Raw genomic sequence first — 13,328 nt, 5'->3', positions numbered from 1 at the left:
AAAATCGAGTACGATTTTCGGGCCGATGCGCTAGTGTCAATCGAACGGCCGCGCCGCCCAATGGTCGAGTCTCGAGTCGCGGATCGAGCGGATGTTCGACAGGCCCTCTCTCTCGGCGAAGTCGGTCATGCCGCGCACGATCCGCGAAGGCAGCGACGGTCCGGCATAGACCATGCAGGAATAGAGCTGCACAAGGTCTGCCCCGGCGCGGATCTTCTCCAGCGCCGTGTCGGCGGAACTGACGCCGCCGACCCCGATGATGGCTCGGTCCGGGCCGAGCAGCCGGCGCATCTTGGCGAGCACGATCGTCGAGCGCTCGAACAGCGGCGCGCCGGATAGGCCTCCAGCCTCGCCGGCGAAGGCACGGCTCTTGAGGGGAGGGCGCGCGATCGTGGTGTTGGAGATGATCACCCCCTCGACATTCTTCTGCGTCACCTCGGCGGCGACATCGTCGAGATCGGCCTCGTGCAGGTCAGGGGCGATCTTGAGGAAGACCGGCACGGACTGGGCACCGGCCGCTTCGCGTGCAGCCATGACCCGTGCCAACAGTTCGGCCAGGCTCTCGCGCGCCTGCAGGTTGCGCAGGCCGGGCGTGTTGGGAGAGGAGATGTTCACGGTGAGGTAGCCGGCGACGCCGGCGAAGCGGCGGACCCCTGCCTCGTAGTCGCCAACGCGGTCGGTGCTGTCCTTGTTGGCGCCGATGTTGACGCCGACGATGCCCCTGCGGCCGGATCGCGCCCGGAGGCGGGCCAGGGCGCGCTCATGGCCCTCATTGTTGAAGCCCAGCCGGTTGATGATCGCATTGTCCGCTGTCAGCCGGAAGATGCGCGGGCGCGGATTGCCCTGTTGCGGCAGCGGCGTCACGGTGCCCACTTCGGCAAAGCCGAAACCAAGGCCGAGCAGAGCATCCGGCACCTCGGCGTTCTTGTCGTAGCCCGCCGCCATGCCGAGCGGATTCGGGAAATCGAGGCCGCAGACCGTCGTTCTGAGCCGCTCGGAGGAGGTCACGCGGCCGCAGAGCGGCAGGCCGCTCTTCAGCGCAGCAATCGACATGCCGTGCGCCGTCTCCGGGTCGAAAGCGAACAGCGCCTGCCGCCCGATCCACTCGAAGGGTCCGATCATCCCCCGAAATCCGGGAATTGATCCGGGAAGGCGTGCGCTCCGGAAGGGCCGACGGGCAGCGGCTTCACCCAGCGCACGGCCGAAAGCGCGAGCGGCGCATAAAGATGCGGGAACAAGGCGCCGCCGCGCGAGACCTCATATCTGAGCGCGTCGCCCAGCCTGGCCGCATCGACGGCCACCAGCAGCAGTCCGTGTTGGCCGGCGAAGTGTTTCGCCGCCGTCTCCCTGGCTTGCTCGGCCGTCGAGAAATGGATGTAGCCGTCGGTCAGGTCGATCGACGCGCCGTTGAACACGCCGGCCTTCTCGGCTTCGCGCCAGAGCCCCTCAGGGCAGATCTTGTAGATGGTCGCATGCATGGCCGGGCTATAGTCCGAAAGGGGCCGCAGGGAAAGGTGGCCCCGCCGGCGCTTCGCATTTTGGACGTAAAGAAGGAGCACACTCGGTCGTGCCCATGGAGGACATCATGCGACGCGTTCTGTTCCTGGTTCCCGCCTTCGTCGGATTGGCCGTCCCCTCCGTGACCGCAGAGGAGCCGGGCCGCTACACGCTTGAGAAATCCGCGACGGGTTATGTGCGCATGGACACGCGCACGGGCGAGATGTCGATCTGCGAGGAGCGGGCCGGCCAACTGGTATGCAAGCTGGCCGCCGACGAGCGCGCCGCCTTCCAGGACGAGATCGACCGGATGGAGGAGAAACTCGGCGCCCTCGAGCAGCGCCTCGCCGCGGTGGAGCAGAATCCGATCCTCAGCCCGCAGAACCTCCTGCCGACCGACGAGCAGTTCGAAAAGTCGCTGGGCTACATGGAGCGCTTTTTCCGCAGGTTCATGGACATCGTGAGGGACATGGACAAGGGCGCCGACGACCAGCAGAAGACCTGATCGCAGCACAGCCGCCCGCCTGCACGTCTCCGAAGCGGTGCATTGCCGTCTTGAAATGCTCCGGGATCGCCGCATAATCGCGAGAATCCCGGCGAAGCAGAATGAGAGCGGGAGACGACGGGAGGGATCGGTGCCATCAGGCTACAAGTTCGTGATCGCGGACGATCACCCGCTTTTCCGTGGCGCGCTGAAGCAGGCGCTTTCGGTGATGGCCGAGACAACCGATATCATCGAGGCCGGCGATTTCGACGGCACCAAGGCTGTGCTCGGCCAGAACGGCGATGTCGATCTTGTCCTGCTCGACCTGTCCATGCCCGGCGTCAGCGGCCTGTCGGGGCTCATCTCGTTGCGCGGCATCCATTCGGATGTGCCCATCGTCGTCGTCTCCGCGCGGGACGACCCCGAAACGATCCGGCGGGCGCTCGAGCTCGGCGCATCCGGCTTCATCTCGAAGTCGGCCAGCATGGAGGACATCCGCAGCGCCGTCTCTGCGGTGCTCGACGGCGGCGTCACCGCACCGCCCGGCCTCGATCTCGGCGTCGAGCGCGATCCAGAGATCTCGGACCTGATCCGTCGGCTGCAGATGCTCACGCCTCAGCAGACTCGCGTGCTCGGCATGCTCGCCGAAGGCCTGCTCAACAAGCAGATCGCCTACGAGCTGAGCGTGTCGGAAGCGACCGTCAAGGCGCATGTCTCCGCGATCCTGCAGAAGCTTGGCGTCGACAGCCGCACCCAGGCGGTCATCCTGCTCTCGAAGATCGGCACCGATCCGCTGCCGGCCAACGGCTGAGCCAGACATATCACTCGGCGGCGGCCGAGGCCATGCGCCGCGCGCGCGTGACGGCGGCCCGCAGCGCGGCAGGCTTGACCGGCTTGTTGAGCACGGAGACGTCGAGCGCCTCGGCCGCGCTGCGCACTTCGTTGGAGCGATCGGCCGTGATCAGCACGGCGGGCAGGCCCGGGCCGTGGACCAGCCGCAAATTGCGGATGGCATCGAGGCCGGTTTCGCCGTCGAGGTGGTAGTCGGCGAGCACGATGTCGGGGCGCGCCACCCGGTCGAGCGACTGCGAGCCTGCAAGGGTCCTGACCGAGCAGCCCCAGCCTTCGAGCAGGAGCCGCATGCCCTCCAGAATGCGTGGATCGTTGTCGATGCAGAGCACGGACAGGCCGTCGAGCGCGACCGAAGCATGGATGGCGGGCCGCGCGTCGTTCGCGGCCTGGCGCTCCTCTGCTACCGTTGTCGGCAGGATCACGGAGAAGCGTGTTCCCTTGCCGCGACCGGAATCGATCTGGATCTCGAGGCGAAGCACACGGGCGATGCGGTCGACGATCGACAGGCCGAGGCCGAGTCCCTGCGCTTCCCGCGCTCCTTCATCGAGGCGCATGAACTCACGGAACACGATGTTCAGCTTGTCGGCGGGAATGCCGATGCCGGTGTCGAAGACCTGGATCTCGGCAAGTTCGCCGCGCCGCCTTACGCCGACCAGGATCCTGCCCGACCGCGTATATTTGATGGCGTTGGAGACGAGGTTCTGGATCAGGCGCCGCAACAGGTTGCGATCCGTCCGGACGGCGAGCGAGGACGGCACGATGACCAGTTCGAGCTTCTTCTCGGCTGCCAGCGGCTGGAAATCCGTTCCGATCTGGCGGAGCAGGCCGTCGAGCCTGAACACGCTTTCCGACGGCTTCATCGCGCCTGCGTCGAGGCGGGATATGTCGAGCACCGCGCCGAGGATGGTTTCGACCGAATCCAGGGAGGATTCGATATTTGCGGCGGCACCGCCGACCGCGCCGTCGGACTGCTCGATCAGCGAGGAGCAATAGAGCCGCGCGGCGTTCAGCGGCTGCAGGATGTCGTGGCCGACAGCCGCCAGGAAGCGCGTCTTGCCGAGATTGGCCTCCTCGGCAAGCATCTGCGCCTGGGCCAGTTCCTCGTTCACGCGGGTCAGTTCGGCGGTGCGGTTGCGCACCCGCTGTTCCAGCGTCTCGTTGATGCGCTTCAACGCGAGGTCGGCCTGCACGCTGGCGGTGATGTCGGCATAGGTCGCCACGATGCCGCCGTCGGGCATCGGGTTCGAGCGGATCTCCAGTATGCGGCGGCTGGTCTTTAGCTCGATCTTCCAGGGCGTCCCGAAGGTCGTCAGCCTGTCGAGCGTGATCCCCTCGGAATCAGGCGGGATATCGCCGCGCTCGGCCAGGAAACGCAGGATCTGGCTCACCCGGACGCCGACCTGGCCCATGTCGTCAGGCAGGTCGAACAGGTTGCGATACTGCCGGTTCCAGCAGGTCAGGCGAAAATCCCGGTCGAAGACGGTGATGCCCTGTTCCATCTGGTCGAGCGCGATCTGCAGGAGGTCGCGATTGTGCTGCAACGCTTCGGTCGCGTCGTCGAGCAGGCGAAAGGCGTCCCGCGAGGCGCTGTCGTTGCGCTGGAAGAGCAGCGAGAGGATAAGCCGCGCCGAAGAGGAGCCGACGGCGCTGGCGAGCAATTGCTCGGAGAAACGGATCATCGACATGCTCGCCGCGTCGCTGCCGTTCAGTTTGGCGCCTTCGGTCGCCTCGAAGGTCAGGAAGGAGCGCTCGGTCCGCTCCATTCCGAGATAGCGCGCGATCGTGTCCTTCAACTCGTTGACGGTGATGGCGGTGCGGAAGCGGCGAAGGCTCGGCATGGGGCTGGCGTCGCGCGGCACGAAGATCGACGCCTGGATGCGCTCGAGCGGGATCGAGCTGCGCGACAGCGAGCCCAGAACGAAGAACAGCGTGTTGATCGCCAGGCTCCACATCACGCCATGGTTCAGCGGTTCGGCCACTGTGCCGAACAGCGCCTGCGGGCGCAGCGCCTCGAGGCCGAACAGGCCGTCGACGACAACAGGCGTGCCGGGCGCGGCGAGCGACGGCAGAAGCAGCGTATAGGCCCAGACGATGAAACCGCTGGCCATACCGAGCACGGCGCCGCGGGCATTGGCGCCGCGCCAGACCAGCCCGCCGATGAGGGCGGGCGCGAATTGGGCGATCGCGGCGAAGGACATCAATCCGATCGATGCCAGGCGGGCGTTGTCGGTGCTCTGGCGATAGTAGAGGAAGGCGACGAACAGGATGATGAAGATCGCCGCCCGCCGGACATTGAGGATGAGGCTCGACCAGTCCTCGTTGTCGCTGAGCCTCGGCTTCAGCAGCCGCCGCACGAACAGCGGGATCACAAGATCGTTGGACACCATGATCGAGAGCGCCACGCTTTCGACGATGACCATGGCGGTGGCGGCCGACAGGCCGCCGATGAAGGCGACCATCGCAAAGACGTCATGGCCGCTGAGCAGCGGGAGCGACAGCACGTAGAGATCGGCGCTCGTCTTGCCGCCGACCAGCGCCAGGCCGGCAAAGGCGATCGGGATGACGAACAGGTTTATGGCGACGAGATAGAGCGGGAAGATCCAGCTCGCCTTCTTCAGTTCGGCTTCGCCGCGGTTCTCGACGACGGTCACGTAGAACTGGCGCGGCAGCATGATGATGGCGCAGGCGCTGAGCGCGGACAGCACGATCCAGCTCCCGAGCGAGGTCGAGTAGCCGGCAGCCTGCTGCACGGCGGGGCTCGCTGCGAATGCGGCGGCCAGACCGGCGACGTCGCCGAACAGATAGAAGGTGACGAGCGTGCCGACGGCCAGGAATGCCGCGAGCTTGACGACGGATTCGGCGGCGACCGCCAGCACCAGCCCGTCCTGATGCTCTGTCGCGTCGGCGTGCCGTGTACCGAACAGCACGGCGAACACCGCGAGCAGCAAGGCGACGATGAGCGAGATGTCGCTGACGAAGGGATCGAAGGTCCGCGGCGAACCGCCATAATGCTCCACCATCAGGCTGACGGAGCCCGAGATCGCCTTGAGCTGCAGGGCGATATAGGGGACCGTGCCGACGGTCGCGATCAGTGTCGCGATCGAGGCGACGGCGAAACTCTTGCCGTAGCGCGCGCCGAGGAAGTCGGCGATCGAGGTTATCTTCTCCGTCTTGGCCAGCCGCACGATGCGCCTAAGCAGCGGGAAGCCGAAGAGGAACACCAGCACCGGGCCGATATAGATGGTCAGGAACTCGGGGCCGCGTTCGGCTGCCAGGCCGACCGAGCCGAAGAAGGTCCATGACGTGCAGTAGATGGCCAGGCTGAGCGCGTAGATATAGGGCCGCGAGCGGGCCGACGCGCGACGGCGGTCGCCGATGCTCGCGATGGCGAAAAGCAGCGTGACATAGGCGAGGGCGATGATGACGACGACCCAGCCTTGCACCGGTCGGAACCTCCCGTGCGGCTTCCCTGCCGCCGCTGCAGGCAATCACAGCGGCGCGGTCGAGTCCATCGTCCGAAAGACTGAAACCCGTCGGGCCGGGTCGGGGTTCCTGGCCCGACACGGCGTTGCTGCGGTTTCGGCTGACGTTTCGACACGGCCGGCATGGCCTGGAAGGCAAATTCCTGTTTTGCCACAACAGCTTTTTGTTGTTTTGTTATGGCGTGGACAGGGTCGGACGAATCGTGGCCGGCGCGGTCGTTGGGCAGCTTCAGGAGGATCGAATGCTGAAGGAATTCCAGGAGTTCATCTCCAAGGGCAATGTCATGGACCTCGCGGTCGGCGTCATCATCGGCGGTGCTTTCGGCCTGATCGTCAATTCGCTCGTCGGCGACATCATCATGCCGATCGTCGGAGCAATCTTCGGCGGCTTCGATTTCTCCAACTATTTCCTTCCACTGTCGGGCAACGTCACTGCGGATTCTCTCGAGGAGGCGCGCAAGCAGGGGGCCGTCTTCGCCTATGGCAGTTTCCTCACTGTGGTGATCAATTTCCTGATCCTCGCCTGGATCATCTTCCTGATGGTGAAGGGCGTGAACACGATGCGTCGGCGGCTGGTCAAGGAACAGGAAGCGGCGCCCTCCGCCCCGCCCGCGGATGTCCAATTGCTCACGGAAATCCGCGACCTTCTCGCCAAAAAGTAGGATTGCCGCGAAAGTACGCGCGGTGCTCCGGCGCGAATTCTCGCCGAGAACTCCTGCGGATTTATCGGCTTGAATCGGTAGCGATTTTCGGGCCGAACTGGCTGTGAGAAACCGCTCTCTCGCGATTCACGCTGATTTCACGCCGATATCTTAAGACCAGCGGGAAGCTCGATCGCCGATGGCCGTCAATTTCGTGGGGCCCTTCCTTGGCGGTCGAGGGCTTGGGATCGGTACTGATCGGGATGCGAGGCAGCGCCTGGCTTGGCAATCCGAAGGCGGCGCAAGGCCGCACAACCTATAACGGCGCGCTCTGGACAGGAAACGGGCCCATTGATGGGACACGGGAGTGATTCGACCTACGAAACCCTGATCAACCAGCGTCGGGTCTACGATTCGACACGCTCTTCCGGATGCCCGGCCAGTCCGGGCGGACAGATGGGCGCCGGAGAGGTGCTGCGTGGCAGGCATCTCTTTCCGGAACTGGTGGACAAGCCCATCGCGTTGATGGCCGCCCAAGGCGACGACACGCCGGTCGAACGCACTCAAAAGGCGCTCGAGGCCATTTCCAGCCGCATGCTCGGTCCCCGCGATCCAGACGACGGGAGCGAAACGCCGGCAGCCTACACATATTTCGGTCAGTTCGCTTTTCACGACATCGTCTTCAGCCGAGTTTTCGGAGCCGCCGGCGCGTCAGGGAAACATTCGGTCGACAATGCCGTGACGGTCGGTCTCGATCTGTCGGGACTGTATGGCCGTGGTCCGACCGTGGATGCCCATCTCTACGATGCCGCATCCGCTATCGATACGACCCCGTGCCGGTTCCCGATGGGATTGCCTGCAGTGGCCGATCCGACCGTCATTCGTGCCGTCGATCCGGGGGGCAGGGGCAGGGATCTGCCGCGTATCGACGCCGGTGGCGCTTTCCTTGCGGTGTGCGGGCGCAAGTCACCTTACCGTCCCCTGGTCGCAGACCCCAGAAACGACGACAACCTCATCCTTTCGCAGCTTCTGTGCGCGCTGATGCAGGCTCACAACAGGTTGGTCGACCTGCAGATCCGGGATCAGGGAGCCACGCCGTTGGACGCCTTCGAGCGGGCGCGTGCCTTTCTCACCAGCGTCTATCGCCGCGTCGTCGTCGACGACTACATGCGTCGGATCCTTTCGCCTGCGGTGTGGGAGCATTTCTTTGGCGGGCCCGACTTCCGAGGACCGGGCTTCGCGCGACTGAGGCCGCTCTCCGATCTGCCGCTGGAATTCTCGTTCGGCGCATCGCGTTTCGCCCACGGCATGGTGCGCAACCGGTACCGTATCAATCAATCGTTCGACGAGAACCCCGGCACGCTGCGTCAGATCCTTTCCTTTTCCAGCCAGCGCTCCAATGGCGACGTTCCGGTCAGGGAGAACTGGATTGTCGATTGGAGCCGTTTTGTCGGGGGCGACGCGCAGGTGCAGCACGCCCGCCGCATAGGACCGTTCCTCGCGCTCGAACTGGCAACGGTCACGCACACTTCCGATCTCGACGGCACGCCCCGTTCCATCGCGTTCATGGATTGCTGGCGCTGCTATCACCTCGGACTCCCTTCCGGGCAGACTGTCGCGAAGGCCGTCGGCGAGGCCTTGGCAGCGACCGGCCTGGACGTGCCTGTCCTGACGGGACCGGATATCCTTCCCTCCGCCAGGAACGTGGCGCGACACGGTTATGTCGCCAAGGAGCTCGTCAAGATCCTGCAGGCATATCCCGAATTCCTGGCCCAAACGCCACTTTCCTACTACATTCTGCAGGAGGCGTCCGTCCTTGGCGACGACGGCAACCGGCTGGGTCCCGTCGGTTCATACATCGTCGGCGCTACTGTCGCGTCCGCCCTGTTCAAGACCGACGAGAATGAGATGCGTGCGGGGTCGCTGAGCCTTGCCGTCGAACCGAACGACCTGCCCGGACTGATCCGCATGGCTGATGACCGGCTCGTCACCGACGAGCAACTCGCAGGATATCTCGACCGCTTTATCCATCCGGCCCGATCGGCGCGCGTGCATCGACGGACCGGGGACATTGCCAGCTGACGATCAAGGAGGGAGAAATGGCGAAATTCAAAGACATACAGTTTGAGGCGTTGGGAAACTTCATCCGCAACACGATCAAGGATCCCGCCCTCATCGAGGTATTCAAGAACGGTTCGCAGGAGGAGATCAAGGACCTGCTGCGGGCCTTCATGACGCCGCTCGACAAGACCTGGGACGAGATCACCATCGTTGCCCATTTCGATGAGGACAACGTCGTCAACATCGCTTTCCCCTTTACGGGAGACGTGGAAAAGACGGTCGAGGCGATTGCGCCCGCGGCCGGGCCGGGAGAGGAATACATCTTCCCCGATCACTATACGTTTGATCCGAACGGCGGCTTGACGGACGCCGAGAAACGGGCAAGTCGCCTGCGCGCCTATACCAGCCGCCTGGGCGACTATGTCATGACCCGCTGCAAGTAAGGGGCGGAGACGGATGTGGCCGATCGCGTCACGCCAGTCGCGCGGCGCGATCGACCCCTTCCGCAAGTCTTTCCCGGTCGGCCTCGAGCCGGAGGGGGAAGACATTCTTGAACCACTCGGTCGCCTCGCGGCGCGTCGGCCTCTCGCGATTGTACCAGGCTGCCGAAACGCTCCTGAGGAAAAGGCGGAAATCGGTGCCGGCTTTCGCGTCGTTTCCGAGCAGCGCGTGCGCCGCGGCGGACCAGCCGCGAATGTCGGGGAAAAGGTCGTTGCTCTGCTCGACGGATTCGATGCATCCCCGCAGGTCGCCGGCCAGGAACAGCACCGTGGCCCGATAACCGTGATAGTGCGGCTCGCGCAATGGATTGAGTTCGAAGGACCGTTCCGATAGCTGCGTCGCCCGCTCGTGGTTGCCCATGAATGCGCTGGCGATCGAATATGCCATTAGTGTCGCCGGGTTGGCCGAATTGAGATCATGGGCCAACCCGAAATGGAAATCGGCAAGCTCCCATCGCCGCGCCAGCAGATGGCTCCACGCGAGATTGACCTGGTTCCGGTGGTCGAGTGGGTCGAGCATGACGGCGGTCTTGGCAAGCTCGAAGGCGCGGTCCAGATCCGCGCCGTCCAAGGGGTATCCCGGCAGGACGATCCAGCGCGAGTTCAGTATCCCTGCCAGGCTCGAATAAGCACAAGCGAGCTTGGGATCCTGACGGATCGCCTCCTCATAGCGGGAAATGGCGGCCGCTTCGGTGTCGGTGCGCCACAGAATGGACAGACGCTGTCCGTCGAGCCAGCTGTCATATGCGGACACGTAGTTGGGCGATTGCTCGTCAAGTCGGTGCAGTCGTGTCGTTGAAATGGCGATCTGGAGGCGCGACGCGACATGCGCGCATATTTCATTGAACACCGTCCGCCATGCAGAGGGCGCAGAAGGCGCGGTCGTCGAGAAGTGTATCGCTCCCGTCGCCAGATCGCGGCACAGGATTTCGAAGGACGGTTCGGCGGGCTCGTCCGGCATCGTTATTACCACCGCAAGATCCGCGTGTCCGCTCGTGACCTTGCGAAGTTCGTCGACCCTGCCGGCGCGGATCAGGGTTCGATCCACCTCGGCATGGATCGCGGTCCAATGCCTGAAGCGCGAAAGGGACGCGGAGAGTTCGCTCACCAGCGCAAACTGGATGTGAGCGTGGCTCGCTCTCTGTTTCTCCGTGACAAGCACGATTGTCGGCCGCTCGACCGCGCTGGGCAAGGAAGCAGCGTCTTCTTCGAAGCCGGACACATTGATGGTCGTCCCCGAGGGAGCGTCCGCAGCCTCCTTGAACTGCTCGAACTGTCGCACGATTTCTCTGGGTGGCGAAAGGTCGAGCTCCGACCTCAGATCAGCGCAATAATGTTCGAAGAAAACGCGTGCCCGAGGGTAACCGCCCTCCCGATATAAAGCGCGCAGCATCTCCGTCACGGCTGCCTCGTGAAACGGTTCGAGGCGAAGCACGCAACCGGCGATAGTCTTTCGTTCGGCCGAAGTCAGGTTGGGCATGTCGAGCGATTTGGACAGTCGATCCAGAACGCGATCCGCCCAATGCGTCGATGTCATCGCAATCCAGTTGTCGAAGACCGGATCGCAATCCCGAAGTCCCTCGCACAACGATTCGCGGCCGCGCGCCAGCAACACATCAACTTGCGCGAAATTCCGCCTGTCGAGCGCGTTCTGGAGCGCCGAAACGTCACTTTCCAATGCGTCGTGATCAATGCCGACGGAATGTTTGTCGACGACGAGAAAGTCCACGCCTGTCGCGGTCTCGATCTGCTTGAGGTCCCGGATCGACTGTCTCAGCGAGGCCCGGGCATGCTCCTCGTCCCGATCGCTCCACAGCAGCGCCGAAAGCCGCCCACGCGTTTCGTGCGACTGCGCGTTAAGCACGAGATACGCAAGGATTGCGCCCGCTTTCCGCTTGTCGAGGGCATGGACCTTGTCCGAGCTGCGGATTTCGAAGCCACCGATGAGCCTGATTGCGAGACGCTTCCGTGGTGCGGTTTCCTGAGCTCTTTTTTCGACAACTGATGTCGACATCACCACCACGAACTTTCTTCAGGACTAGTCTGAACCGGCAGGGATTTTCAGGTGAACGGCGAAACAGCCACACGATTCATGCGCGGAAACCAGCTGCATCGCGCGCCGGTCGGTACGGGAGCACATTTGGACCTCTATGGCTAGTGGTCGAAGAGGAGCAAGCCCTCATGCTACTTTAGACCAGATTCGATCTTGAGGTAAATGGCGGACCGGGCGTGCGGCTTGAACGGAAACATTGGGAACTCCTCGGCGCTGGGCCTGTTCCTCCAGGAGATGCACCAGCAGATTTCGGCCAGCGAGCGGTCATCGACGATGGCCGTGTGCTTCGCGACCTGACGGAACTGGGCTTGGCGGGGCCCGCCGGGAGTGGGACGACGGCCGACCGTCGCGAACTCTATGGGTTCGCCGCTGCTTGCCAAATGACCGTCGACATCTTCGATGTTCCGGGTGGCTTCATTGCTGCCACGAGGCTCGAACTCGGCGAAGGCGCCGGCTCGCGCGAGGTCACGGCGAGCGGGAAGGGTTTCGATCCGGCCAGGGCCGTGCTGAGCTGCCTCGGGGAGGCGGTGGAGACGCATAGCTGGATGCACCAGCGGGCCGATGGTGCCAAGCTCGTCCGGAGTTCCGAGGCCGGAGATCTGCGAATGCTGCCGCCGGCCCGCGTCCTGGGCTTTTCTGCGACCCAGGTCCGTCACCGCGATCGCTACAATCGCCTGTGGGCCGACTGGGACGCCGTTCCGCCGGCCGGTCAGTTGTCTCGGCCCGATCTGTGGTCGACCGTCAGCGATCTGGATGGTTCCAGTATCGCGCTTTGTCCGGCATTCCTCTGTCATGGCGGGTTTGGCGAGGCCGTATACGGCGACAGCAGCCTGAACGCCGACTCGAATGGCTGCGCTGCCGGTGCTTCCTGGCGCGCGGCGCAGTCGCGCGCCGTCCTGGAACTCGTCGAACGCGATGCAACCGGAATCTGGTGGTGGCCAGGCTGCGTGCGCACTCGTCTTTCACCCGGCCTGTTCGGCGATCCCGATCTGAGCAAGGCGCTTGCCGAACATCGGGACCAAACCGGCAGGCGGGTGTGGTTCCTGGATATTTCGACCTTCCGGAATGCACATGCGGTGGCGGCGCTGTCGTGCGACCGGAACGGCAAACAGATCGCCGTAGGGTTCGCAGCCGCCTTCGTCCTGGGGGATGCTCTGAGGTCGTCGTTTCTCGAGATGATCCAGACCGAGCTTGCGCTCGACGCGCATGAAATCCGGAAAGCCCGGAATATGCCTATGAGCAATGCCGACCTCCGTCTCGCGACATGGCTTGTCGAGAGCGACATCAAGAGGCTCGACTTTCTTTGCGGACAAGACGGCACGATTGCCGAGGAGGCCTCGGGGATGGTCGGCACTTTGCCCGGTCTCGTCGAGGAAATGTCCGCTGCGACGGGAGAGAGCGCCTGGTTCCGGGACTTATCGCGCCCCGAAACCGGCGTTCGCGTGGCGAAGGCGATCTGCCCCGGTCTGGCGCATTTCAAGCCGCGCTGGGGCTGCGACCGTCCCTGGAAGCTACCGGGGCAGCGAGGCTGGCGGACGACGTATGGAAGGCGCGGCCTTCGATCGCGTCCCCCTTTGCCGTGATCCGTGACGAAGGCGATGCACAGGCACCCGCATGCGTATGAGAACGCGCATTGCGAATCCTGTCGACACCGGGTGACGCCTTGACGCGGTCCAACGGTCGATCTTATCGACCGTTGGCATGGGGCCTGCCTGGACCAAAGCCATATCCGCCGGAGGCCTGTCAAAATCCGGCGTA

Annotated in this window: 11 protein-coding genes; 7 read left to right on the top strand and 4 right to left on the bottom strand. The window is 64.1% G+C overall.

Features of this window, described 5'->3' with window-relative positions:
- Positions 1-36 precede the first annotated feature (36 nt).
- Both JN280_RS35515 and JN280_RS35510 read right to left on the bottom strand, forming a co-directional pair.
- The gene (locus tag JN280_RS35515) at positions 37-1,122 is read right to left on the bottom strand and encodes a quinone-dependent dihydroorotate dehydrogenase (protein ID WP_202308864.1); all 1,086 of its coding nucleotides are present in this window, start codon (positions 1,120-1,122) and stop codon (positions 37-39) included.
- Positions 1,119-1,478 (bottom strand): DUF952 domain-containing protein, encoded by a 360-nt coding sequence (locus JN280_RS35510; RefSeq protein ID WP_202308863.1) that lies wholly within the window; start codon positions 1,476-1,478, stop codon positions 1,119-1,121. The genes JN280_RS35515 and JN280_RS35510 overlap by 4 nt, the downstream gene beginning before the upstream one ends.
- A gap of 107 nt (positions 1,479-1,585) precedes the next feature.
- Between JN280_RS35510 and JN280_RS35505 the strand changes: the two genes are divergently transcribed.
- Together JN280_RS35505 and JN280_RS35500 are read left to right on the top strand one after the other, a co-directional pair.
- Complete coding sequence (locus JN280_RS35505; protein ID WP_244742572.1) at positions 1,586-2,002, top strand: hypothetical protein; 417 nt, start codon at positions 1,586-1,588, stop codon at positions 2,000-2,002.
- 130 nt (positions 2,003-2,132) lie between these two features.
- On the top strand, positions 2,133-2,792 hold the full coding sequence (locus tag JN280_RS35500) for a response regulator (RefSeq protein WP_202308862.1): 660 nt from the start codon (positions 2,133-2,135) through the stop codon (positions 2,790-2,792).
- 10 nt (positions 2,793-2,802) lie between these two features.
- On the opposite strand, the gene JN280_RS35495 is transcribed toward JN280_RS35500, so the two are convergent.
- Positions 2,803-6,276 carry a PAS domain-containing hybrid sensor histidine kinase/response regulator gene (locus JN280_RS35495; RefSeq protein ID WP_202308861.1) on the bottom strand — a complete coding sequence of 1,158 codons (3,474 nt, stop codon included), beginning with the start codon at positions 6,274-6,276 and terminating at the stop codon, positions 2,803-2,805.
- A gap of 281 nt (positions 6,277-6,557) precedes the next feature.
- Between JN280_RS35495 and mscL the strand changes: the two genes are divergently transcribed.
- The 3 genes from mscL to JN280_RS35480 all read left to right on the top strand — a co-directional run bounded on the left by mscL (position 6,558) and on the right by JN280_RS35480 (position 9,460).
- On the top strand, positions 6,558-6,977 hold the full coding sequence (mscL, locus tag JN280_RS35490) for a large conductance mechanosensitive channel protein MscL (RefSeq protein ID WP_202308860.1): 420 nt from the start codon (positions 6,558-6,560) through the stop codon (positions 6,975-6,977).
- 333 nt (positions 6,978-7,310) lie between these two features.
- The gene (locus JN280_RS35485; protein WP_202308859.1) at positions 7,311-9,038 is read left to right on the top strand and encodes a peroxidase family protein; all 1,728 of its coding nucleotides are present in this window, start codon (positions 7,311-7,313) and stop codon (positions 9,036-9,038) included.
- A 17-nt stretch (positions 9,039-9,055) separates the two neighbouring features.
- On the top strand, positions 9,056-9,460 hold the full coding sequence (locus tag JN280_RS35480; protein WP_202308858.1) for a hypothetical protein: 405 nt from the start codon (positions 9,056-9,058) through the stop codon (positions 9,458-9,460).
- Positions 9,461-9,488: 28 nt separating this feature from the next.
- Here the strand turns inward: JN280_RS35480 and JN280_RS39845 are convergent, their stop codons facing one another.
- Positions 9,489-10,799, bottom strand: coding sequence for a tetratricopeptide repeat protein (locus JN280_RS39845; RefSeq protein ID WP_244742569.1), 1,311 nt, complete (start codon positions 10,797-10,799; stop codon positions 9,489-9,491).
- A 129-nt stretch (positions 10,800-10,928) separates the two neighbouring features.
- Between JN280_RS39845 and JN280_RS39840 the strand changes: the two genes are divergently transcribed.
- Entirely contained in the window at positions 10,929-11,522 is a 594-nt protein-coding gene (locus tag JN280_RS39840; protein WP_244742566.1) for a hypothetical protein, read from the top strand.
- Positions 11,523-11,950: 428 nt separating this feature from the next.
- The gene (locus JN280_RS35470) at positions 11,951-13,153 is read left to right on the top strand and encodes a YcaO-like family protein (protein ID WP_202308856.1); all 1,203 of its coding nucleotides are present in this window, start codon (positions 11,951-11,953) and stop codon (positions 13,151-13,153) included.
- Positions 13,154-13,328 lie beyond the last annotated feature (175 nt).

Origin of the sequence: Mesorhizobium sp. L-8-10 (assembly GCF_016756635.1) — a bacterium.
GTDB lineage: Bacteria > Pseudomonadota > Alphaproteobacteria > Rhizobiales > Rhizobiaceae.
This window is presented reverse-complemented; position numbering and strand designations above follow the sequence as displayed.